At 68.9% G+C, this 23,286-nt stretch carries 23 protein-coding genes; 2 read left to right on the plus strand and 21 right to left on the minus strand.

Annotation, left to right across the window (positions count from 1 at the left end):
* The first annotated feature begins 389 nt into the window (after positions 1 to 389).
* Positions 390 to 938 (plus strand): GNAT family N-acetyltransferase, encoded by a 549-nt coding sequence (locus E1288_RS21555; protein ID WP_132487817.1) that lies wholly within the window; start codon positions 390 to 392, stop codon positions 936 to 938.
* A gap of 189 nt (positions 939 to 1,127) precedes the next feature.
* On the opposite strand, the gene E1288_RS47100 is transcribed toward E1288_RS21555, so the two are convergent.
* From E1288_RS47100 to E1288_RS49865, 7 genes are all read right to left on the minus strand, one after another.
* Positions 1,128 to 1,286, minus strand: a complete 159-nt coding sequence (locus E1288_RS47100) for a hypothetical protein (protein WP_165968203.1) — start codon at positions 1,284 to 1,286, stop codon at positions 1,128 to 1,130.
* Between the two features lie 20 nt (positions 1,287 to 1,306).
* On the minus strand, positions 1,307 to 1,441 hold the full coding sequence (locus E1288_RS49860; protein WP_268951852.1) for a hypothetical protein: 135 nt from the start codon (positions 1,439 to 1,441) through the stop codon (positions 1,307 to 1,309).
* 147 nt (positions 1,442 to 1,588) lie between these two features.
* Positions 1,589 to 2,290: a hypothetical protein gene (locus E1288_RS21560; RefSeq protein WP_132487819.1), complete on the minus strand. Its 702-nt coding sequence runs from the start codon at positions 2,288 to 2,290 to the stop codon at positions 1,589 to 1,591.
* Between the two features lie 125 nt (positions 2,291 to 2,415).
* Positions 2,416 to 3,903: a dynamin family protein gene (locus tag E1288_RS21565; protein WP_132487821.1), complete on the minus strand. Its 1,488-nt coding sequence runs from the start codon at positions 3,901 to 3,903 to the stop codon at positions 2,416 to 2,418.
* Complete coding sequence (locus E1288_RS21570; protein ID WP_132487823.1) at positions 3,872 to 5,764, minus strand: dynamin family protein; 1,893 nt, start codon at positions 5,762 to 5,764, stop codon at positions 3,872 to 3,874. Before E1288_RS21570 ends, E1288_RS21565 begins: the two co-directional genes overlap by 32 nt.
* A 52-nt stretch (positions 5,765 to 5,816) precedes the next feature.
* Positions 5,817 to 8,189: a hypothetical protein gene (locus tag E1288_RS21575; protein WP_132487824.1), complete on the minus strand. Its 2,373-nt coding sequence runs from the start codon at positions 8,187 to 8,189 to the stop codon at positions 5,817 to 5,819.
* Between the two features lie 44 nt (positions 8,190 to 8,233).
* Positions 8,234 to 10,177, minus strand: a complete 1,944-nt coding sequence (locus tag E1288_RS49865; RefSeq protein WP_165968204.1) for an Hsp70 family protein — start codon at positions 10,175 to 10,177, stop codon at positions 8,234 to 8,236.
* Positions 10,178 to 10,882: 705 nt separating this feature from the next.
* Here E1288_RS49865 and hypF point away from each other — a divergent pair.
* On the plus strand, positions 10,883 to 13,150 hold the full coding sequence (gene hypF, locus E1288_RS21585) for a carbamoyltransferase HypF (protein WP_132487828.1): 2,268 nt from the start codon (positions 10,883 to 10,885) through the stop codon (positions 13,148 to 13,150).
* Positions 13,151 to 13,360: 210 nt separating this feature from the next.
* Here the strand turns inward: hypF and hypB are convergent, their stop codons facing one another.
* The 14 genes from hypB to E1288_RS21655 all read right to left on the minus strand — a co-directional run bounded on the left by hypB (position 13,361) and on the right by E1288_RS21655 (position 23,279).
* The gene (gene hypB, locus E1288_RS21590) at positions 13,361 to 14,041 is read right to left on the minus strand and encodes a hydrogenase nickel incorporation protein HypB (RefSeq protein WP_132487830.1); all 681 of its coding nucleotides are present in this window, start codon (positions 14,039 to 14,041) and stop codon (positions 13,361 to 13,363) included.
* Positions 14,042 to 14,371, minus strand: coding sequence for a hydrogenase maturation nickel metallochaperone HypA/HybF (locus tag E1288_RS21595; protein ID WP_132487832.1), 330 nt, complete (start codon positions 14,369 to 14,371; stop codon positions 14,042 to 14,044). It abuts the gene before it with no gap.
* A gap of 3 nt (positions 14,372 to 14,374) precedes the next feature.
* Positions 14,375 to 15,478, minus strand: a complete 1,104-nt coding sequence (gene hypE, locus E1288_RS21600) for a hydrogenase expression/formation protein HypE (RefSeq protein WP_328592468.1) — start codon at positions 15,476 to 15,478, stop codon at positions 14,375 to 14,377.
* Entirely contained in the window at positions 15,475 to 16,602 is a 1,128-nt protein-coding gene (hypD, locus tag E1288_RS21605) for a hydrogenase formation protein HypD (RefSeq protein WP_132487834.1), read from the minus strand. Before hypD ends, hypE begins: the two co-directional genes overlap by 4 nt.
* Before the next feature lie 12 nt (positions 16,603 to 16,614).
* A complete protein-coding gene (locus E1288_RS21610) occupies positions 16,615 to 16,884 on the minus strand; it encodes a HypC/HybG/HupF family hydrogenase formation chaperone (RefSeq protein ID WP_132487836.1) in 270 nt (89 codons plus the stop codon).
* Positions 16,862 to 17,533 (minus strand): D-sedoheptulose-7-phosphate isomerase, encoded by a 672-nt coding sequence (locus E1288_RS21615; RefSeq protein ID WP_132487998.1) that lies wholly within the window; start codon positions 17,531 to 17,533, stop codon positions 16,862 to 16,864. Before E1288_RS21615 ends, E1288_RS21610 begins: the two co-directional genes overlap by 23 nt.
* A 27-nt stretch (positions 17,534 to 17,560) precedes the next feature.
* Positions 17,561 to 17,782: a hydrogenase assembly protein HupF gene (locus E1288_RS21620; RefSeq protein ID WP_132487838.1), complete on the minus strand. Its 222-nt coding sequence runs from the start codon at positions 17,780 to 17,782 to the stop codon at positions 17,561 to 17,563.
* Positions 17,779 to 18,399 (minus strand): D-sedoheptulose-7-phosphate isomerase, encoded by a 621-nt coding sequence (locus E1288_RS21625; protein ID WP_132487840.1) that lies wholly within the window; start codon positions 18,397 to 18,399, stop codon positions 17,779 to 17,781. Before E1288_RS21625 ends, E1288_RS21620 begins: the two co-directional genes overlap by 4 nt.
* A gap of 295 nt (positions 18,400 to 18,694) precedes the next feature.
* A complete protein-coding gene (locus E1288_RS21630; RefSeq protein WP_132487842.1) occupies positions 18,695 to 19,393 on the minus strand; it encodes a hypothetical protein in 699 nt (232 codons plus the stop codon).
* A complete protein-coding gene (locus tag E1288_RS21635; protein ID WP_456320506.1) occupies positions 19,390 to 19,938 on the minus strand; it encodes a hydrogenase maturation protease in 549 nt (182 codons plus the stop codon). Before E1288_RS21635 ends, E1288_RS21630 begins: the two co-directional genes overlap by 4 nt.
* 202 nt (positions 19,939 to 20,140) lie before the next feature.
* Complete coding sequence (locus E1288_RS21640; protein ID WP_132487844.1) at positions 20,141 to 20,347, minus strand: hypothetical protein; 207 nt, start codon at positions 20,345 to 20,347, stop codon at positions 20,141 to 20,143.
* Positions 20,340 to 20,939 (minus strand): DUF5947 family protein, encoded by a 600-nt coding sequence (locus E1288_RS21645; RefSeq protein ID WP_132487846.1) that lies wholly within the window; start codon positions 20,937 to 20,939, stop codon positions 20,340 to 20,342. The genes E1288_RS21640 and E1288_RS21645 overlap by 8 nt, the downstream gene beginning before the upstream one ends.
* A complete protein-coding gene (locus tag E1288_RS21650; RefSeq protein WP_132487848.1) occupies positions 20,936 to 21,484 on the minus strand; it encodes a NifU family protein in 549 nt (182 codons plus the stop codon). Before E1288_RS21650 ends, E1288_RS21645 begins: the two co-directional genes overlap by 4 nt.
* Positions 21,477 to 23,279 carry a nickel-dependent hydrogenase large subunit gene (locus tag E1288_RS21655; RefSeq protein WP_132487850.1) on the minus strand — a complete coding sequence of 601 codons (1,803 nt, stop codon included), beginning with the start codon at positions 23,277 to 23,279 and terminating at the stop codon, positions 21,477 to 21,479. Before E1288_RS21655 ends, E1288_RS21650 begins: the two co-directional genes overlap by 8 nt.
* Between the last annotated feature and the right edge of the window lie 7 nt (positions 23,280 to 23,286).

The following is a 23,286-nucleotide window of genomic DNA, read 5'->3' on the forward strand; positions in this document are numbered from 1 at the left end:
AGGCTGCTGAGCCGGCTTGCCGGGCCTGTCGGATGAAGTGGACACGTCTATCAGGATCTCCGATCCCGCCCTCGCTCCGGCACCCGGCACTCACACCAGGTGTCTCATCTCATCCTGACAAAGAGGGGGTTGCGCGGCCGAGTCTTCGACGATCTCCGCCTCAGCAAGGTGCGGCTCGCCCAGGGTGAGCCGGAGGAAGCGGCTGCACTTGGTCAACGTGCACTGAGCCAAGCCCAAGTGCTCAGCTCGTCGCACTCGATCAGCCGTCTGGCGACACATTCTGAGTATCTTGCAGCCCGCTACGGTGACGTGGTGGCAGTCGTTGACTTTCGGTCTAACGTAGCGGACCACGTACACAGCGCATTCCCCAGAAGAAAGAACGAGCCGAAGTGAGTGAAGTCGAGTTTCGTCGTGTTCCTGTCGAGGAAGCAGGCCAGCTCGGTGACGAATTGGGCGAGGTCTACAGCGAGGTGTTCTCAGAACCTCCCTACCAGTACGGGGACGAGCACGTCCGCCTGTTCAAGGACCGCTTCGCGGTTCAAAATCAGCGGCCGGGTGCTGGGCTGGTAGTTGCCCGTGATTCGGCTGGCGAGATGGCTGGCTTCTCATTCGGCCTGACCATGCCACCGAAAGCCCCGTGGTGGACCGACCTCACCACCGAGGTCGAACCTGGCATGACAGACGAGCCGCCTGGACGGACCTTCGTGCTGATCGAGCTACTCGTCCGCCGTCCGTGGAGGCGTGCAGGTGTGGCTGTCCGGCTCCACGACCTTCTCTTGGAAGACCGGCCCGAAGAGCGAGCAACGCTCACGGTGCAACCCGCAGCTGGCCCCGCTCAGCACGCCTACGCCAGTTGGGGCTGGCGGAAGGTCGCACAAAAGCGGAATCCGTTGCCTGGCTCACCGATTTTCGATGTGCTGGTCAAGGAACTCCAGTAGCGCTCAGCTTGATGACCGACGTCAGGCCCCAGTCCCCAGCTCCGCAGTAAACCTGCCTTGCCGATTCATTCTCAAACTGTCCGTAGATGCGAAGATCCCTGCCGGAACCTCCGGCGGGATCATTTCGTGATGGTCCAAACGGTCTCGCGGCAGGTCACTGTCAGGCCGCTCACGGCTGGTCGGTGATGTTCAGCGAGGCGACGTGTTCTCGTGGTCGCGGATGTATGCGAGATCGGCGACCGCGGCCGGGCGGAACCAGTTCAGCAGAGCGGCGAGTGCGTCCCCTTCAGACGGGCTGGCCGGGATCTGCCGAGTAACCAGGCTCGCTGACAGCAAGTCGACCAGCATCGACCACTCGCCGACATGACTCAGGGTGCGGTACTCCTCCAGCCGGTCTGGGGGCGATCAGCCAGACGCTCCAGAAGTGGATGCGAATCCGCACCGAGCTTGCGCAGGTCCTCATGGGCGACGAGCCGCGACTGATCGGCGACCTCGATCGCCACCAAGGTCTCGTCGCGGTAGAGCCCTGTCTATGGAATGCGTCGACAGGGCTCTTCGCGTTATGACATTGGGGGCGGGACCCATGCTGCATCGAGCAGAGCCATCGTCCCGTTTCCTCGACGAGGACGGGTTTTGAAGTCATCATCTCCTCAATAGTCCGCCGAATCGTCGTCGGACATGTCCGGCTCGGCGGAATAACCGCCATCGAGCGAGCTCGGATCGACCGAGTAACCGCCATCGAGCGAGCCCGGGTCAATGGAGTAGCCGCCGTCGGACATGCCCGGGTCGGCGGAGTAGCCGCCGTCAGTCATGCCCGGGTCGACGGAATAGCCGCTATCGGACATGCCCGGGTCGACCGAGTAGCCGCCATCGAGCGAGCTCGGATCGACCGAGTAGCCGCCGTCGAGCGTGCCCGGGTCGATCGACATGTTCGGTTCGGCGGAGTAACCGCCGCCCGACATGTTCGCATCCGCCGACATTCCACCCATGTCGTCCGTGCCGGGGAGGCACATGCCGGCGCCCTGCTCGGACGCGGCGGCCGCGGCTCCCGCGTCAGCGGGGTCCACTTCGTGCGGGAGGTCCTCTTCGCTCACCACCTCCATGCCGCGGACCGCGTCGACGCCTTCCCCGACGATGCCGCCGATTCCGCCGCCGACCTCTCCACCTGCCCAGCCCGACCCGGGCGGGCCGAACTCCGCACCGGCAGCGCTCCCGATCACGCCGCCGATCGCTTTTCCGGCCTGCTGGCCCGCGTGCTCGTCGCTGAAGTCGCCTTCCTGGACGGGCCCGGGGAACGGGACACCGCTGTCGTTCGGATATCCAGGATTCGCTTTCGGTCCCACGTCTTGCACAGGACCCTCCTTCCCGGCCCGCCGAACCGAACGTGCGCTCCAGCACGGGTTCCGACCCGACGGGCACCGATGTTCTGCTCAAGCGACCCGCTGCCGTACGGCAGCGGGTCGCGACCACCCCGCGGTCACCCGGTCGGCCCGACGAGGTCGCCCAGCATTCCTTCGCAGGTGCGGATCAGGACGTGGGCGGCTGCGACCGACTGCCGCAGGCTCGCCGGGCTTTCCGCCCGGCGCTGCCAGCGGGCCAGCGCCTCCTGCGCGGCATTGCGGATCGCCCCCTGGTCGGCCTCCGGCGCCAGCCCGAGGCGGCGGGCCGGGGCGATTCCCGAACTTCCCAGCAGGCGCTCGGCTTCGGCGACCTCCTCCTCGGTGAACCCGGCGGGGTCTTGCCGCAGGGAGTTGAGCAACCGGAGCTCGGCGATCTCATGGGCGCCGGCCCACACCCGCTCCACCTCCGCGACCAGTTTTTTGTTTCCCTCCAAGGGCATTTGCCGGAGCACCGAGCCCAGCGCCTGCAACACCGACCGGGCCTTGAGCACTTCGGCCCGGGCCGCGAACTGGGTGCCCAGCGCCGCGACGAGCTGCCGCAGCCCGGAGTTCTCGATGAGCATCGCGGCCAGCTGCGCGGAATTGCCGCACTTCCCCGACCGGATCAGTTCGATGCCCAGCCTCAGGCCGTACATGCCCAGGCGGTCCAGCAGGTGGCGCCGCCCTTCGGCGTCGACCTCGGCGGGGCAGTCCAGTTTGATGAAGCGGTCCACCGAAACCAGTGTCGGTGCCAGTTCCTCGGCCGGTGCCCTGGCCAGCAGCTCCAGCCCGTGGAATTCCTCCTCGCGCAGGGTGCGCCCGGTGTAGGCGAGCAGCCCGGTCACCGGCAGCACCGTCTGGCACAGCCGGCGCACCTGCTCGCTCTTCCGGTAGGAATCGGCCACGCGCGCCGCGCTCGCCATCGAATCCATCTTGCCCGCGCCGATCTCGTCGGCCCGCGACAGCACGCCCACTGCGTTGACCGGCGTCGGTTGCACGATGTCGTCGTCGTGGAACGCCTCCAGCAACCGGATGTCCTCGCGGTGCGCGTAGCGCATCAGGTACAGCACCGCATCGGCCGGCGTGACCCGACCGTTCGCCGGGGTCAGGAAGTCCTGGGCCCGCTCGGAGATGTCCGTCGACACCGAACCGATCCCCGGTGTGTCGATGAGCATGAAGTTGCGCAGCGCGGTGGACGGCCACTCCACCACCAGCCGCTCCACGTCCGCGGCCCGGGCGCCGCCGAGGTCGATCTGGATGGCGCGGCTGTCCGGGCGGGCGTACCGCACCTCGCGCGCCTCCCCCTGCCTGGGCTGCAGCACCACGCGACAACTTTCGCCGTGCTGGAACCAGGTGACGATGCGGGTGCACTCGCCCGCGTCGGTGGCCGCCAGCTCCTCGCCGATCAGCGCGTTGAGCAGGGTGGACTTGCCGGCCTTGACCTTGCCCGCGATGGCCACCCGCAGCGGCTGCCGAACCCGCACCGCGAGGGTCCGCAGCGATGCCTCGGCCGGGGTGCCGGCGTAGGCGGTGGCCGCCGACCGGATCAACCCGTCAACCTGCTGGATGAGCGATGAGTTGTTCATCCCGCACCCCGCCTCCACTTGCCCGGAAGAGCGTTTCTGCTTTCCTGCGCAGCACTGCCACGGACTTGCGGGCCTGCTCCATCTCGGGCAGGCGGCGCTCCCGCTGGTCCTTGTCGGCCTGCAACGACTTCTTCGCCGCCGCCACCGACTGCGCCGCCGCGTTCTGCAGTTCCGCCGCGCGTTCGGAATAGCCCTGCCGCATCTCGCGCTGCATCCGGCGGATGGTGTCCTTGGAGTCCTTGGCGATGTGGAACTTCAGGTCCTCGGTGTACTGGTTGACCGCCGCCTTGGCCTTCTGGCGGCGTTCCTGCACGTCGCGCTTGGCCCCGGAGCGCAGTCCGCCGACGCCGCTGAGAACGCCGAAGGCCATCGACACCGGGTTCATCCCGGACATCAGCGCCACCCGGCCCACGGTCTTGAACAGCAGCATGCCGGTGCGCATCCCCTTGGTCTTCAGGCTGGCCTTGACGATCTCGACGTCCCCGGCCGCCTCCTCCAGCTCCTTGATCAGCTCCGTGGGGGCCTCCGCGCGCACTTCGACCTCGGTGCCCTGCTGGTCCTCGGCGAACTGCTCGGCCACCGACTTGCCGAGCTCGGCGACACGTTGCTGGAGCATCGTGTAGTTCTCCACCACCTCCGCGGTCAGCCGACGCCGCATCCACGCCTGGATCTCCTCCCAGGTCTTCGCCGGATCTCCCTCGTCGATCGCCTTGTTGGCCTCCCTGGTGAGGTCCCGGAACCGCCGCCGCATGTCGAAGTCCACATCGGACGAGATGTTGCCGAAGCCGTCGCCGAGCGTCTGCTGCCAACGCGCCCCGGCGGCGCGCAACGACGCGGCCTTCCTGCCCGCCTCCTGCAGCTTCGCGACGAGCTCCTTGCCCTGCTCGGGGTCGGCCAACGCCTTGTGCCGGGCCGCCAGCACCTGGTCGACCTGGTCCAGCACGTCGTGGAAGTTCGCGGTGACCGCGGTCAGGGTGAGCCGTTCGATGTTGGCGACCACTTTCTGCCCGAGGTAGGCCAGCAGCGGCACGCAACCGGACTCCGCGAACAACCGCTTGTCGCGTTTGAGCGCGGCCTGCGCCTGCAACGCGGTGGCCACCGGGAACACCGGGACCTCCAGCCCCGCGGCGCGCAGGTGCGCCTTGTCCTGCTCGACGATCTGCCGCCACTGCGGATAGAGGTCGATCTTCGTCACCGCGCAGACCACGCTCGGGCAGAGGTTCTTCGCGGATTTGAGCAGTTCGATCTCCGTGGCGGTGAGTTCCTGCGCGGCGTCGGTGGCGAACACCAGCGCGTCGGCGGCCGACAGCACGCCGTAGGTGGGTGCCTCCGCCGTCTCGCTCAGGCCGCCGACCGGCGTGTCCACGAAGGTCACGCCCTGCGACAGCAGCTGGTTCGGGATGCCCACGTCCACCCACATCAACTTGCCGCCCTTGTCGTTCGGCGGAGCCTCGGTGACCTGCCTGGGGATTTCGCGCATCGGCGCGGCCACCCGGCTGGCCTCCTTCTTGCCGTTGCCGCTCGGCTGGTAGGTCAACGTGACGGTGGGCTTCTCGGCATAGGTGATCGACATCGGCACGGCGGTGGACGCGGTGTCCACCACCGGGCAGATCGGCACGTTGACCAACGCGTTGACCAGCGAGCTCTTGCCCTTCTTGAATTCGCCGACCACGACGATGCGGATCAACCGCCTCTTCCGGTCGGCCAAGTGCTTCCGGTCCGCGTTCAACCGCCGGACCAAGTCCTTGCGCCCGCTCTTCTCGGCGAGCCTGCTGGCCGCGGCCAGGACGGCTTCGACGCCGTCCACCCAGTGCGCGGAGCCCCCCTCGGGGGGCTTGGGTTGCTGCGATGGCCCTGTCATTGCCGCCCACCCGACCCCGTTACCGTCAAAGTCCTCTGTGGATGTTCATCGGTCAGAACCCGAAGAAGTCGCTGATGGCGTCGCCGGCGTCCTCCAGGGCACCGCCGACGTCGTCGACCACGTCGGTCGCCGTCTCCGCGGCGTCGTCGAACACATCGCCCGCCGCCGTGCCGAAATCGGTGAAGGTGTCACCGATGTCGCTGACCGCCTCCGTGCTGAAATCCCAGACGTCCGTGAGCTCGTCGTCGAATCCGATGTCGGTCACCACGTCCCAGGCGGCGTCACCGACCGCGTCGGCGGCGTCGTCGATGGCATCGTCGATACCGGCGTCGCCGAGCCATTCGCCGAACTCGCTGCCGAGCCAGCCACCGGCTGCGGCTCCCAGCGGCCCAAGGAAAACCCCGCCGATCGTCGCGCCCGCGACTCCGCCGACCGCCGCGCTGTAGTCGCCCTCGAGGAGGTTGTCGACGCCCGAGGCGAGGCCGCCGACGCCGAGCACGCCGCCGCCCACGTCCACCGCAGTGTCCAGCATGCCGCCCCAGTCACCGCTCAAGACCTCGGTGGCCACGTCCGCGTATTCCCCGACACCGAGCGCGTCGGCCGCCACACCAGCCGCTTCGCCGGCCAACCCGCCCCAGTCGCCGCTGAGCACGTCACCGGCCACGTCGCCGATCGGGCCGAGATCGCCGACACCGATCTCCTCGGCCGCGGTCCCGAGCAGACCGCCCCAGTCGCCGTTGTAGAAGTCGGTGGCCGCCTGGCCGAAATCGCCGACACCGAGCCCGCTGGCCACGTTGTCGGCCAGCCCGCCGATGTCCCCGCTGAGCAGACCACCAGCGACCTCGCCGAGCCCGATGTCGCCGATCGTGGTCGTCACCGAACCGGCCAGGTCACCCCACTCCCCGCCGAGCATGTCGTCGGCGACCGTGGTGAAGTCGCCGAACCCCATCCCGGACAGGGTGTCTCCGGCGTACGAACCCCAGTCGGTGCTGCCCAGCGCCTCACCGGCCAACCCCAGCGCGCCACCGGCGGCGGAGGTCGTGGCACCGACCGGACCGCCCAGCGCGTCCAAGCCGCCGACCGCACTGTCGGGCAGGATCTGCTCGGCGATCCGGAGCACCGCCGGATTCGAGAACGGATCACCCTGCGCCCACGGCAGCGTGGTCGTAGTCGTGGTCGTGGTCGTAGTCGTGGTCCAGCCCCCGGTGTCCCAGCCACCAGCACCCAAGCCCCCGGTGTCCCAGCCCCCGCCGAACGTTCCCTCAGGGGCGAACCCGGTGTTCCAGCCTCCGCCGTCCCAGAGCCCGGACGTGTCCAAGGTCGTGTCGTACCCCGTGTCCCACAGGTCCTGCCCGGGCTCGCTGAGCAAGCCGCCTGAAGTCTCGTCCATCGCCGGTTCGGTAGTGGCCGGTTCGGTGGTGGCCGGTTCGGTGTAGCCGGAGAAGTCATCCTGGACGCCCGTCTCGGCCGCAGTGCCGGCTCCGAGCGGCTCCCGCATGTCCTCGCCGCCGAAGTACCCGGTCGGACCCGCTACGCCGCGGGCGTCGAGGTCGCGCAGCCTGTCAAGGTCCTCCTGGCTGAGATCCTGCTGTTCCGCTGCCAGGCCCGCATCTTGCGTCGTCGAGTAGTCCGGGTGCTCGTACTCGGTGTGGGGTTTCAAGCTTTCGTAACCCGGCTCAGCCGGCTGCACGTCATCCCACGCCCCGCGCTCCGGCTGCTCGTACTCGGTATGCGGTTTCAAGCTTTCGTAACCCGGCTCAGCCGGCTGCACGTCATCCCACGCCCCGCGCCCCGGGTGCTCGTACTCGGTATGCGGTCCCAAACTCTCGTAGCCGGGCTCAGCCGGTTCCACCTCCGGCTGTGCCCCGGCCCCGGGGTGCTCGTATTCCGCCTCGGAAGCCCAGGTTTCACCCTCCGGGAGCTTGTAATCCAGGGTCGTGTACTCGCCGGTGTCGGAAGTCTCCTCGGCAGGTTGGTAGACGTCCTCCGTCGAGTAATCGGAAGTCTCCGCGGCCACATCCGTCGTCTCGGCTCCGGAGTCCGCCGGCTCGTCGACCGCGTAATCGGATGGATCGATGTAAGCGATGTCGGTTGAGTCCCCGGCGGTGTCGTAGTCCGCCGTGTCGGCGGTGTCGTAGTCGGACGTCTCGGCAGTGTCGTAGTCGGACGTCTCGGCAGTGTCGTAGTCGGACGTCTCGGCAGTGTCGTAGTCGGACGTCTCGGCAGTGTCGTAGTCGGACGTCTCGGCGGTGTAGTCCGTCTCGGCTGAGTAATCGGTATCTGCCGAGTAGTCCGTCTCGGTCGACATATCGGTTTCGGCGGAGTAGTCCGTCGTTTCCGCTGCCGTGTAATCCGTCGTTTCCTCGGCAGAGAAGTCCGTGGTCTCGTCGCCGGCACCCGTGTCAGCGACCATCTCCTCGTCCATGTCTTCCCGCCTCGTGTCGTGGGTGCTCGTCCACCCGGACGCCATCACTGGTTGTGGGTGCCCTTGTTGGTGCCGTCAGTTCCTCCATCGCCGGTCGGAGGGTTTTCGTCGGTGGGCTTCGGCGGGTCGTCGGTCACGGTTCCGCCGCCGGAACCGCCTCCAGAGCCACCACCGGAACCGCCGTCCGTGCCGCCACCCGAGCCGCCGCCCGTACCGCCGTCCGTGCCGCCACCGGAACCTCCGCCCGTGCCGCCGTCCGTGCCGCCACCGGAACCTCCGCCCGTACCGCCGTCCGTGCCACCGCCGGAACCTCCGCCCGTGCCACCGTCCGTGCCACCGCCGGAACCGCCGTCCGTGCCACCGCCCGTACCGCCGCTGCCTCCGGAATCGGTACCGCCCGGCTGGTACGGGACGGGCTGCGGCGTGGGCACCGGGGCCGGAGGTGCCACCGCGGGTGGCGGAGGAGGCGCGCCGGACAGACCTGACAGCAACGTCCAGCCGCCCCAACCCGCGCCCCCGAGCAACAAGGCAACAGCGATTACGAGCGTGATCACTCGCGCCCGCGGCTCCTTCAGCGCTGCGGGGACCTTCAGCGACGGCAGCGCGGGCATCGAAGGCATCTTGAGCGGCGAACTCGGCGGTGCGACCGGTGCGGTCTCGGGCACGTAACCGGCCGTTTCCCCGGATGCGGGCGCGGCTGGAGCGGGTTCCGGCTCCTCGGCAGGCGCCGGCTCCGCCGATGCCCGCTGCTGCGGCGCCGGCTCCGCTGGCGCCGGCTCCGGCTGCACCGGTGTCGTCGGTGCCGACTCGCTCGGCGCCTCCTGAGGAGCGGCTACCGGTGGGCCCACCGCGGCAGCGGGCGCGCTCCGCTCGGCCGGCGCCGGGCTCGCGGCTACGGACGGCGGAGCCGGGGTGAGCCGGCTGGCGGCTCGTTCGCGCGCGGTGATGGCCGCGCCGGACGCGATCGCGTACTTCGGGGAGGCGTCGACCGCCACCGGCCTGCGCAGCTCAGCGGAGATCATCTGGGAGATCAGCGGGATCCGCGAGGATCCGCCGACCAGCAGCACCTTCTGCAGGTCCTCCGGCGCGATCTCGGCCGAACGCAGTGCGCGCTGCAGGTCCCGGATGGTTTCGGCGACGCTCGGCCGGATCATCTGCTCGAACTCCTGCCGGGTCAGCCGCACCTGCGTCTGGACCTGAGGCAGCAGCACCGGCACGACCGTCTGGGTGTCCTCCGACAACGCTTCCTTGGCGGCCGTGCATTCGGCGCGCAGGCGCAGGATGATCTGCCGGGTGTGCACGTCGCGCGGATCGAGTCCGTGCAGGGATTTCCCGGTGCTGCGCACGACGTGGGTCAGCACGGCCTCGTCGAAGTCCATACCGCCGAGGTGTTCGATGCCCTGCGATGCTCCGACCAGGTCGAATCCGCGCTCGCGCTTGGCCAGCACCGCCGCGTCGAACGTGCCGCCGCCGAGGTCGTAGACGGCGACGGTGTCACCGGCGTCGACCCGTTCCGCCGAGGCGTAGGAGATGGCCGCGGCCTCCGGTTCGGTCACCGTGGTGGCCCCGGTCAGGTCGGCCAGCTGGAAGCACTGGGCGAGCAGGTCTTGCTTGTACGGCCCCCAGTTCGCCGGGTGGCAGACCGTCACGTGCGCGGGCGGCTCACCCCGTTCGCGGGCGACGGTGTCGACGGTCCAGCGCAGTAGTCGGGCCATCAGCGCGTCAGCGGAGAACGGCTTGCCGCCCAAGATGATCGGGGCCGGGTCGCCGAACCGGCGCTTGAACTCCCGGACCACGCGACCGGGGTCGGTGGCCGCCCGACGGTGCGCGGCCTCGCCGACGAGGAAGTCGTCGGCGTCGGTCAGGAACAGCACCGACGGCACCTTCGGCGCGTGCTCACCTAGCGTGGCGACCTCGACCCGGTCCTCCACGGCGACCGCCGCCGCGGTGAAGGTGGTGCCGAGATCCACCCCGATCTGGTATCCCATCGAGGTCTGTCTCCTGCGCCAGCCCTGGATCCCGTCCCGGTGATGATCTGCGGTATGCGTAGCGCACCCGCGGCCCGCCACCGCCATGTTCCGGCCGACCGCGGGCCGGAGCGGTGGTGTACCCACGTAGCGACCGCTGCGTCGTGGCCACGCACCATCTGCGTCCACACGTGTCCCGGTCGCCCTGTAGCCATGCGAACACGCCGAGTTTCCCGGCAATAGCGCCGAAAGTCCCGCCTCAGAAGAGAATCTGCACCCTGCCCGCAGCACCCGCCAACTGCTGGAATCGAATCGTTCGCCAGGAGACCGAATGACTCGGTTGGCAGGCAAAATCACCTTCTGCCGCAAGCTGGTCTGGTGTGGACTATTTCAGAAGTGGCGTTCGGGACGCGATGTGGGCGAACCTGCCGACCTCCGGAAACACACCTGCACGTCGCAACGCTCGAATGGTCTCGTGTTTGTCGAACACGGGTTCTCGTGGTCGGCGCCGTCCAGGAACAGGGTCCGGGCCTGACCGCAGGCCTCCTTACCGGCTCTGCAAGCCACCAGCTCTGGTGCTCGGGCGGCGCGGGTCTGGAGGGACTCGGGTGCACCCGTGTGCGGGAGTGGCCGCCGCCCATCCACGTGCGGAAGTGCGCCAGCGGAGTCCGCGTCTGGTGAAGTCGCGCGGATGCGTCGCGTGGTCCTTCGTTCGAGACTGGGTCGATGGGCGAATTGGTCCGGAAGCGTGTTCGGGTCGAGGGAATCGTGCAGGGCGTGGGTTTTCGGCCCTTCGTCTACTCGCTGGCGACCGGCCTGGGGCTAGCCGGGCACGTCGGCAACGACGTGCACGGCGTGTTCGTCGAGGTGGAGGGGCCGGCGTCGGGCATCCGGCGGTTCCTCCGCATGCTCCGGGAGCAGGCTCCGCCGTTGGCGGTGGTGGCCCGGATCTCCGTCGCCGATGTCGCGGCCGTGGCCGAAACCGGGTTCCGGGTCGTCGACAGCGACTCGACCGGATCGCGGGCGGCCCTCGTCTCCAGCGATACCGCCACCTGCGCCGACTGCCTGGGCGAAATCACCGACCCGGAGGACCGGCGGTCCGCCTACCCGTTCACCAACTGCACCCACTGCGGGCCGCGGTTCACCATCGTTCGGGACGTTCCGTACGACCGTCCGAATACGACGATGGCCGGATTCGCCCTGTGCGCCCGGTGCGAGGCGGAGTACCGCGATCCGGCGAACCGCCGGTTCCACGCCCAGCCGGTGTGCTGCCCGGACTGCGGACCGCGGCTGCGACTGACCGACAGCGGCGGCGTGGCCCTTCAGGGCGACCCCCTCATCGAAGCGGTGGCGGTCTTGGCACGCGGCGAAGTACTGGGCGTGAAGGGATTGGGCGGATACCACTTGGCCGTGGACGCGACCAACAGCGATGCGGCTGCCACCCTTCGCAAGCGCAAACACCGGGAGGACAAGCCCTTCGCGGTCATGGTGGCCTCGGTGGAGCAGGCCCGGTCGTTGTGCGCTATCGACGATGCGGAGCAAGCCGCGCTCACCTCCCGGCGGCGCCCCATCGTGCTGCTGAACCGGCTTCCCGACGCCCCGGTCGCGCCGAGCGTCGCGCCCGGGAACCACCAGCTGGGCCTCATGCTTCCCTACACCCCGCTGCATCACCTGCTCCTGCGCCGCTTTCCCCGGCCGATCGTGCTCACCAGCGGCAACGTCTCCGACGAGCCGATCGCCTACCTCGATGACGACGCGCTCGCGCGGCTGGGCGACATCGCCGATGCGTTCCTGGTCCACGACCGGCCCATCCACGTCCGCACCGATGACTCCGTCGTCCGCGTGGTCGGCGGCCGCACGATGCCGGTCCGGCGGTCCCGCGGCTACGTGCCGGAACCGGTGACGCTGCCGTGGCCGTTCCCGCAGCCGGTGCTGGCCTGCGGTGCCGAGCTGAAGAACACCTTCGGCGTCGCCAAGGGTGAGCACGTCTTCGTCTCCCACCACATCGGCGACCTGGAGAACTACGAGACGCTGCGGTCCTTCACCGCCGGGATCGAGCACTTCCGCCGGCTGTTCGACGTCGAACCGCGGGTCGTCGCCCACGACCTGCACCCCGAGTACCTGTCGACGAAGTACGCGGCGGAAGTGGACGGTGCCGAGCTGGTCGGGGTGCAGCACCACCACGCGCACATCGCATCCTGCCTGGCCGACAACGGCGAGTCCGGCCCCGTGCTCGGAGTGGCGTTCGACGGGACCGGGTACGGCGGCGATGGCTCGATCTGGGGCGGGGAGTTCCTGGTCGCCGACCTGACTGGCTTCCGGCGGCAGGGTCATCTGGAACCGGTTCCGCTGCCCGGGGGAACGACCGCCATCAAGCAGCCGTGGCGGACCGCGGTCGCCTACCTCGCCGAGTGCGGGAACCTGTCCCCGGATCTCGATGTGCTGCAGCGCAACGCGAACTGGGCCGAAGTCGCCGCGCTGTCGCGATGGGGTCGCCACGCGCCGCCGGCTTCCAGCGCCGGACGGCTCTTCGACGCCGTGGCGGCGATCCTCGGCGTGCGGGACCTGATCAACTACGAAGGGCAGGCCGCCATCGAACTCGAACAACTCGCCGACACCACCGAGGCGGGCGAATACCCGGTGTCGATCAGTGGCGGGCCGGTGTTGCGCGTTCGCGGCTCGGACCTGGTTCGTTCGGTCGTCGCCGATCTCCGTGCCGCAACGCCATTGCCGGTGATCGCCGCGCGATTCCACAACGGATTGGCGGCGGCGGTCGTGGACGTTTGCGGCCGGATGCGGGATTCCACCGGGATCGGCACCGTGGCCCTTTCCGGCGGTGTCTTCCAGAACCTCGTGCTGTTGCAGCGCGTGACGATGTTGTTGGACCGCAACGGGTTCCGCACGTTGCTGCATTCGCAGGTTCCGCCCAACGACGGCGGGATCAGCCTGGGGCAGGCCGCCGTCGCCGGGGCGCTGTGCCGCGCACGACGCTAGGGGTCGTTTCGGAATGCGGCGTCAGCCGCATGCGGTGTGGGACTCAGCTCGCACCGCCGCGGGTTCTCAGACGTCGTCTGGCGAGGACAGCCCCAGCGCCGTGTATTGGACATACACAAGTCGGGGATCCCGGAGTCCAGACGGCGACCGCAATTCCCGCAGGGGGGCCGCCACCCGCACCGCCACGCAAACCCGTTCTGAAATGTCCTCTCAGGCAAGCACCTGCTTGTCCAGCCAGGTGTACCAAGCGTCGAGGCCTTCCCCCGTCGTGACCGACAGGGGGTGCACCCGGGCGCCGGGATTGGCGGTGGACGCGGCGTCGGTGAAGCGGGCAACGTCGAAATCGACGTGGGGCAGCAGGTCGATCTTGTTGAGCAGCACCAGGTCCGCCGAGCGGAACATGTGCGGGTACTTCAGGGGTTTGTCCGCCCCCTCGGTCACCGACGCGAGGACCACCCTGGCGCGCTCACCGAGGTCGAACAGGGCCGGGCACACCAGGTTCCCGACGTTCTCGACGAACACCACCGAACGGTCCGGCGGCTGCAGGGCGCGCAGGGCGTCGGACAGCATGGCCGCGTCCAGGTGGCATCCCGTTCCGGTGTTGATCTGCACCACCGGGCATCCGCTCTCCCGCAATCGTGCCGCGTCAAGGCCCGTTTCCTGATCGCCTTCGACGACCGCCAGCGGGGCGCCGTCGAATTCCCGCACGGTACGGGCCAGCAGGCTGGTCTTGCCGGAACCGGGCGAGCTCATCAGGTTGATCAAGGCGACCCCCCTGGACTGCGCGCGGTCCCGGTTCTCGGCGGCGAGCCCGTCGTTCTTGGCCAACACCTGCTGCTCCAGGACCACCGTCCGCGGTGATTCCTCGTCACAGCCGCACGTGCCGCACATCTACCCCACCTCCACGGCCTTGATCCGAAGTTCTTGTCCGGCGAGGATCGCGATGTCGACGCCGCCGCACGGGCAGCGCGCGAGCAGCTCGTCCATCGCGATCTCCTGTCCGCACGAGCGGCATTCACCGCGCCCGGCCGGTTCTGCGATGTCCAGGTCGGCCGTCGACAGCCGGGTGCCGTCCGCGACGAGCTCGAAGCAGAACCGGATCGCATCCGGCACCACGCCGGAAAGCCGCCCGATCTCCAGGTGCACGCGCTCGATGACCGGCTCGTCCACCGCCTCCAGGACGGCGTCCACGATGCTCTGGGTGATGCCGAGCTCGTGCAAGGCTCAGCAGATCCGCGGTAGTGGATCGCCGACCAGCAGATCCACGATCCGGGTGCCGCCGAAGGTCGTGTTCAACAGCACCAGCCCGGGTGGATCGTCACCGATGCGCCCGATCAAGGCGGCCTGCTCCCCCAGCGGATGGGCGCGCATCGCCTCCAGCGCCGTCTCGGCCTGCCCACCCGGGACGACCGCGACGATGCGTCCCTCGCAGGCCACGTAGAGCGGGTCGATGCCCAGCAGTTCCGAGGCGCCCCGGACCTCGGTGCGCACCGGAATCGCCGCTTCGTCGACGACGACGGCCACCTGAGCTGCCTGGGCGATCTCGTTGAGGATCGTCGCGACACCTCCGCGCGTGGCGTCACGCAGCGCGCGGACCTCCGGCACCGCGGTGAGCAGGTCCGCGACGAGCCCGTGCACCGGCGCGGTGTCGGAGACCACGTCGGAGTCGATGTCCAGCTCGCCCCGGGCGAGCATCACCGTCACGCCGTGATCACCGATCGGCCCCGAGACCAGTACGGCATCGCCCGGACGCGCCGTGCGGACACCGAGCCGGTGACCGGTGCGCAGAACGCCGACGCCCGAGGTGTTGATGTAGCAGCCGTCGGCCTTGCCCTTCTCCACGACCTTGGTGTCGCCGGTGACCACCTCGACGCCGGCCACCCGCGCCGCGGTCGCCATCGACTCGACGATGCGGAGCAGGTCGGCGACCGGAAAACCCTCCTCGATCAGGAAGCCCGCCGAGAGGTACCGCGGCGTCGCACCGGAGACCGCGAGGTCGTTGACCGTGCCGTTGACCGCCAGGTCGCCGATGTTCCCACCGGGGAAGAACAGCGGTGACACCACGAACGAGTCGGTGGTGAACGCCAGCCGACCCCCGTCGACCGCGAGTTCCGCGCCGTCCTCCAGCTGTTCCAGCACTTCGTTGCGGAACGCCTCCAGGAACACGGCCTCGACGAGCGTCTGCGTCGCCTTCCCGCCGGATCCGTGGGCGAGCGTGATCCGCTCCTCCTTCACCTTCGGCTTGCGGCGGCGGGCCTTCTCGATCCGGTCGAGCACCTGCTGCTCGGCGTCGAGTTCGGCCAGCTCGCCGCGGCGCTCGGTGCTCACGTCCGGCTCGCCTCCTTGACCCGGTCCCGGCTGAACCGCCCGAAGTTGTAGTACGCGGCGCACGCGCCCTCCGGCGAGACCATGCAGGTGCCGATCGGTGTTTCCGGCGTGCAAGCGGTGCCGAACACCTTGCACTCCCACGGCTTGAGGACGCCCTTGAGCACCTCGCCGCACTGACATGCCTTGGGATCGGCCACCCGCACGCCCGGCAGCTCGAAACGCCGCTCGGCGTCGAACCGCGCATAGGCGTCGCGGAGCCGCAGCGCCGAGTGCGAGATGAAGCCGAGTCCGCGCCACTCGAAGTACGGGCGCAGTTCCATCGTCTTGGCGATCGCTTCCAAAGCGGTCGTGTTGCCGTCCCACGGCACCACGCGCTTGTACTGGTTCTCCACCTCGCAGCGGTCCTCTGCCAGTTGCTTGAGCAGCAGGTAGATCGACTGCATGATGTCCAGCGGCTCGAAGCCGGAGACCACCACCGGCTTGCCGTAGTCCCGGGCGATGAACTCGTACGGCCGGCAGCCGATCACCGTCGACACGTGCCCCGGGCCGAGGAACCCGTCCAGCCGCAGGTCCGGGGAGTCCAGGATCGCCTTGATCGCCGGGATGATCGTCACGTGGTTGCCGAAGACGGAGAAGTTCTCCAGCCCTTCCTGCTCGGCCCGCAGCAGCGTCATCGCCGTCGACGGGGCGGTGGTCTCGAACCCGATCGCCATGAACACCACGTGCCGGTCGGGGTCCTGCCGGGCGATCTTCAGCGAGTCCAGCGGCGAGTACACCATCCGGATGTTGGTGTCCTCGGCGTTGGAGTCGAAGAAGTTCCCGTTGCTGCCGGGCACGCGCATCATGTCGCCGAAGGAGGTCATGAGCACCCCGGGCCGGCGCGCGATGTGGATGGCGTCGTCGACCCGGCCCATCGGGATCACGCACACCGGACACCCGGGTCCGTGCACCAGCTGCACGTTCTCCGGCAGGTAGTCCTCGATGCCGTGCTTGTAGATGGTGTGGGTGTGCCCGCCGCAGACCTCCATGAACTTGTACTGCCGTCCCGGCTCGCACAGCGCGGCGATCTCGGCGGCCAGCGCTCTCGCCTTGTCCGCGTCCCGGTACTCGTCGACGAATCGCATCGGTCCCCCCACTCACTCGATGCGCGAATCCTGCAGCGCGTCGATCTCGTCGGTGTAGGTCTGCCCCAAGCCCTCCAAGAACTCCAGTACCGCGCGAGCCTCCGCTTCGTCTATTGTGGACAACGCGAAGCCGACGTGGATCAGGATCCACTGCCCCGGTTCCGGTGGTTCCTCGAGGAGCCCGATGTTGATGTTGCGGCGGACTCCGCTCACCTCGACCTTGGCGAGGTCCGGCCGGTCCGGGAGGATCGCCAGGATCTCACCGGGGATCGCCAGGCACATCGGCCGCTCCTCCCGCTTCGTCCAACGCCAGCAAGGTCATCTCCCAAAGCGCGTGGTACAGCGTGGTCTGCGCCTCCTGGATGCGGTGCACCGAGGCGGACGGCACCACGAAGAGGTGGTCGATGTGCTCGGATTCGGCCATCCGGCCGCCCTTGTCGCCGGCGATGCCCACGGTGAGCAGCCCGCGCTGCGCGGCTTCCTCGAAAGCCCGCAGCAGGTTCGCGGAGTTCCCGCTAGTGGACAGGCCTACCACGATGTCCTGGCGGCGGCCGAAGGCACCGATCTGGCGGGCGAACACCACGTCGAACCCGATGTCGTTGGACAGCGCCGTGACCACCGCGATGTCGCTGGTCAACCCGATCGCCGGGAGGGCGTGCCCCGCGCCACCCGGGCTCAGGAACAGGCTGGCGAGGTCTTGGGCGTCGGTGGAGCTGCCGCCGTTGCCGAAGCTGAGCAACCGGCCGCCGCGGGCGAAGCGGTCCGCCATCGCGGTTGCGCACGCGATGATCTCGCCGCGGTACCGGTCCAGGACCGCGCCGCGGAGATGCACGATCTCCCGCGCCTTGTCCTGTGTGGACACCCGGACTTCGTCGAGCACCGCATCGACATCGCCCTCCGCCCTCGACAAGAACGGGTACAGCGAGCCCATGGCATCAGTACCGGTATCCACGAGCGGTCACCCCTTCACGATCCCGATCGACTCACCGGCGTGGACCAGCACCGTGTCCCCGGGACGAGCCGGTACCAGCGCGACGCTGACCACTTCCTCACCCGCTTCGGTGGCCACGGCCGCGAGCCCGTCGTCCAGCAGCCGCAGGACCTCGACCGCGACGACCTCGTCCGAGCAGGTCACGCACGAATCCCCGCGGCAGGTCTCCGCAGGTTCTCCGGCCGTCATGCGATCGCCTCCCGCCGCAACGCGCCCGGGTGTTCGAAGAACACGTGAACCAGTTCCCAGAGGATGTGGTAGGTCGTCACGTGCACTTCCTTGACCACTCGCGGGTCTCGCGCTGCGGCGATCAGCACGTGGTCGAGCCCGGCGCGAGCGATGCGTCCGCCGTCGCCACCCAGCAGGCCGACGGTCAGCAGGCCCTGCCGGCGTGCTTCGGCCAGGCCGCGCAGCACGTTCCCGCAGCCACCGTCGGTGGAGATGCCCAGGGCGATGTCGCCGGGGTCGGCGAGGTGGCGGATCTGGTGGGCGAAGATCTCATCCAGGCCCGCTCCGGTGGCGACGCCGGTCACCGTTGCCACGTCCGCGGTCAACGAGATCGCCGGCAGCGCCCGCTTGCCCACGATCACGGGATGCACGAACTCGACGGCCACGTGCTGGGCGTCCGTGCTCGGCCCGCCGTTCCCGAACACGATGAGCTTGCCGCCCTCATGGAACCGGGTGGCCATCGCATGGCACGCGCGTGCGACCTGCTCGGCGTCCCCCACCAACGCCTGCAGCGGCGCCACCCGCCGTTCGAAGATCTCGTCGACGGCACGCCCGGCGGCCTCCTCGGACCACGGCATCAGGTCACATCCTCACTCGCGATCATGCGGCGCCCCCGAAGCGGCTTGCGCGCCGGAGCGAGTTCGACTCCTGCGCCGCGCGCAACCTGCGCCGCGCCTGAGACGCTAAAGGCGGTCGTGGGCCGGGACAACTCGATCTGCTTTTCCCTCAACGACATTCGAGTCGCTTTCACATGTCGTGCAGGCCGCCGCCCCCGACCGGGCATCGAGGGCGATTTCGCGAAATCGGCGTCCAGCCCCCACGCGGAGCGGCGATTTCGCGTGAAATCGCCGCCCTGCGTCCCCGGCGGTCACGTCACGCGTGCCCGCGTACTCGATCTGAAACGACCCCTTCGCCGGCGCTCGACTCCCGGATCGGGCGACCAGCGAGCACATCGTCCACAACGGACAGGACCACACCGGCGATGCGCGTTCCACAGTCCGGTTCACCGCGTTCCGCGTCGCCGCAACCGACCACGATGACCTGCCCGCACCGGTGGGCCGGTGGAAGAGGCTGGGTCGACGGCAGATCCGCGAGGCCGATGCAGCTGACCTCCCCGATCGGCCCGGCGCGCAGCACGACAGCGGCGTCGAACTCCTCGAGCGCCCGCGCCAGGTCCTGCCCTCGAACACCGAAATCAGCGACGCGCACCCCGGGCGGGAGGTCGCATCCGCGCAGGTGCTCGACAACCCTGCGCACCTCGCATTCGCCCGGCTTGACGGCGTCGTTGAGGCCTGCGATGAGGACCCGGTGCTCACCCGCATCGGAAACCGCCTCGAGCTCGTCCGGGTCGAAGAAGAACCGGTGGCCCAGTTGGCTCATGCGACCGAGGTCCGCCGCGGTGTCGCCGACCAGCGACACGAGCACGTAAACCCGGCCGTCCGCCCCGTACTCGACGCCGTCCACTTCGGCAAGCCTTCCCGCCAGCGCGATGTCCACGATGTCGGCGCGCCGGGAAGGCCGCAGCCGGACCCGCATCCCGACGGCCGGAAGTGGTTCGGCGCCGGAGGTCACGGCGTCCCCCGCACGGTGTCCAGGTCGGCGACGAGCTCGCGAACGACGGCCGCGGCCGCATCGACCGACTCCGCCACCGGCTCGGTGAGCCCCCACCGGTAGGAGCAGTCCGCGGGCTCGCAGCCGACGACCAGAGCTCTGCGCAGCGGCACGCCGAAGCCTGCGCAGCAGCCGAGCACCGAGTCCGGGTTCATGCCGTGGCCGTCCACGCCGGCCGCAGGTTCGATCGCCGCAAGGTCGGGTTCGAGCACCGAGACGGTTCCCGGCACCTCGCCACGCGCCACCGCGTCGACCAGGACGAGCACGTCGTAACCGTTCATCAGCTCGTACGCCAGGTGCATGCCCCGGATCCCGAAGTCCGCGACCGTCGCGCTCGTCGGCGGGTCTTCCGCCAACCGGGCGGCGACCGCGACGCCGAACCCATCGTCGCCCAGGAAGACATTTCCCACGCCTGCGACCAGGATCCGCGATCCCGTCATGCTCCCCCGTTCGGGAGAACGTCCTTCGCGCAGCACGGCATCCGACACCACACGTGCCTTCCCCATACCATCGCCTTCCACAGATCGATCGCCGCTAGGTCGTGCCTTTCCCGCGCGCGCCACCGCGGAAGCTGATGGCCATCCGCCACATCCTGACTTCTCGCACCAACCCGGGCAGTTCTCTCACCAACAGCGCCACCAATCCCGCGCCGATCAAGACTGCCTGCGCGATAAGGACTTTCCTCGCCATTCGGCTCTCCCTCCCCGCTCAACCCGGCGAGACGTTCGGCATGGTCTCGAGAATCGCGTTGTGGTGCTTCCAGTGGATCCCGGTCGAACGGCGGGCGTCGGCCGTGCCATCGGCGTGGTGCCCCGCCTGCCGCCGGGACGGGCCCCGGTTCCCCTGGTGCAACCCCGGGACGTGACTGGGCGTATCCACCTTCACGTCCTGCTTGCCGACCTTGATCTCACCCATCGCAACTCCTCCGGTCTTCGGCCAGCTCCGCGAAGAACCGCTCGATCGCCGGCCACACGGTCGAACCGCCGGACAGCCCGCTCCACTCCTGGCGCACCACGGCGACCAGCCGGAAGCAGTCCTCGATGGGAACGATCCAGTGCTCCCGCTGCCCGCGTGCGGTGTTCACCAGCAGCGCCTCGACCTCCCGGGCCATCGTCCCGAGCTGTGCGTGCCGGTCCACGACCTCCTCCCAAACGCACGGATCGACCTCCCACTCCGTGGCTCCCACCGGGCTGGGGTAATGGGCGACCACGGTGCCGTCCGACTTCACCGTGACGAAGACCAACCCGACCGGGACGCCCAGGCTTCCAGTGGACACGGGATCCAACCGCTGCCGCCGCTGCGGCACGAGCCGGAAGTGATCGCCGCCGGCGGCATCCCGGTCGAACAGCACCGAACATGCCCGGCAGGCGCACATGAGCTCGGCCCGCCCCAGGTCCAGCACGTGGCGGTGCTCGTCGGGCACCGGAGCGCCGCAGACATCGCAGGGCTGCCCTTCCGCACGCCGGCGGGCTTGCCGAACCAGGCGCTCCAATGCCGCGGACCTCACGCCTGCCTCCGCGCGCCGCCCCTGGCACGGCTCAGCACGGCATCCACCGGGATCATCGATGGCGAGGCCGGCTGCGCCACATCGACCTCCGCTACCTCCGGCACCAGGGCCAGCACCGTTTCGGTGATCGCCCGTGCCACGTCGGCGGACGTCGACGAACAACCCCCGTGCACGCCGGTCAGCCGCACCCGCGCAACGTTGCCCGCCACCTCGGTCAGCTCCACCTGTCCGCCGCGCGACTCAACGTGCGGGCGGACATCGTCGATGGCCTGCCGCACGCGCTCGGCGACCGGATCCGGATGGATCTCGTGCAGGACCATCAGGTGCTTCAGCAACTCGTCCTGGGCGAGCGTTCGGGCGAGCGGCCCGCCGAGGTCCACGACCCTGCCCAATGCCTCGCCGTAGACCTCGATCAGGATCTGCACCGATTCCATCGCCGCGTCCGCGGTCGGCCCCGGCGCCCGCTCGACGGTCGCGAGCAGGTCATCGACTCGGGCGAGCCGCTCCTGGACCGCCGCGTCGTCGAGCCTGCTCCGGTCAGGCATGCGCTCCTCCGAAGGTGGGCGAATGCACTTTCCGGAGCTCTCGGCCGCCTCCCAGGTACATGTGCACGCCGCAGGGCAAGCACGGGTCGAAGCTGCGCACCGTGCGCATGATGTCGATGCCCTTGAAGTCGTCGGCGCCGTTCTCCTCGAAGATCGGCGTTCCGCCCACCGCGTCCTCGTACGGGCCGGGCACGCCGAAGCTGTCCCGCGGACTGGCGTTCCACGGGGTCGGCGGGTACGGGTGGTAGTTCGCGATCTTCTTGTCCTTGATCACCAGGTGGTGCGAGAGCACTCCTCGGACCGCCTCGTGGAACCCGCATCCGATGGCCTCGTCGGGCACCTCGAAGTCCGTGAAGATCCGGCTGTCGCCGGCTCGCACCTGCTCCAGGGCCTGCTCGGTGAAGTGCAGCGCCATGGCCGCGGCGTAGGCGACGAAGTACACCCGGGCCCGGTCCCGCTCGATCGTGTTCGACAGCGGCTTTCCCGCCTTGTCGTGCGGAATGCGCCATTCGAGCGTCGTCTCGGGAAGCTTGTCGCTGCGCGGCAGGGAGATCTGCACGCTCGACCCGGTCGCCCGGACGTAGGGCGTGTCGACGAGACCGTTCAGCGCGGTGGACCACAGCCGTGCCAGCGGCCCGCCGCCGGTGTCCAGCGCCAGGTGGTTCTGCCCGTCGAACCACCGCGGGCTCATCACCCAGCTGTAGTTCGCGTCGAAGTCGCGCTTCTGCGGAACGGGCACGGTCGTCTGGTTCCACGGGTGGCGCATGTCCACCGGATTCCCCAGGGGATCACGGGTCACGAACGGTTCCTCGTTCACCCAGTCCTCGTAGAACGAGCTCCCGAGCAGGATCCGGATGCCCAGGTTGATGTCGACGAGGTCGTTCGTGACGAGTTCGCCGTCCACGATGACGCCGGGCGTCACGAACATCGCCTTGCCCCACTCGCTCATCGTCTCGTAGCGGTAGTCGCAGACGTCGGCGTTCTGCCACGCGCCCCAGCACCCCAGCAGCACCCGGCGCCTGCCGACCTCCTCGTACCCCGGCAGCGCCTCGTAGAAGAAGTCGAAGACGTCGTCGTTGAGCGCGACGGACTTCTTCACGAAGTCCAGGACCCGCACCAACCGGGACAGGTAGTCGGTGAAGGTCGTCGGCTCGGGCATCGTCCCCACCCCGCCCGGGTACATCGTGGACGGGTGCACGTGCCTGCCTTCCATCAGGCAGAACATCTCCCGGGTCACCCGGCTGATCTTCAGGGCCTCCTTGTAGAAGTCACCCTCGAAGGGGTTGAACCCCCGCATGATGTCGGCGATCGTGCGGTAGCCGTGCACATCCCGGTTCCTGGCCTCGGCGGACTCCGCGCGCCGCAGCAGCGCCGGGTTGGTCTCCTTGACGATCGCCTCGCAGAAGTCCACGAAGACCATGTTGTCCTGGAAGATCGTGTGGTCGAACATGTACTCGGCCGCTTCGCCGAGGTTGACGATCGTCTCCGCCAGCGGCGGCGGTTTGACCCCGTAGGCCATCTGCTGGGCGTAGTTGGAGCACGCCGTGTGGTTGTCCCCGCAGATGCCGCAGATCCGGCTGGTGATGAACCCCGCGTCACGCGGGTCCTTGCCCTTCATGAACACCGAGTAGCCGCGGAACAACGATGACGTGCTGTGGCATTCGGCGACCTCGCCGTTGGCGAAATCGATCTTGGTGTACACGCCGAGGTTGCCGATGATCCGGGTGATCGGATCCCAGTTCATCTCGACGAGCTTGCCCTGCTTCGGTTCAGCGCTGGTTCCGCGATCGGCCATGGTCGGG

Source organism: Saccharopolyspora elongata (genome assembly GCF_004348985.1).
In the GTDB taxonomy this organism is placed as follows: Bacteria; Actinomycetota; Actinomycetes; order Mycobacteriales; family Pseudonocardiaceae; genus Saccharopolyspora; species Saccharopolyspora elongata.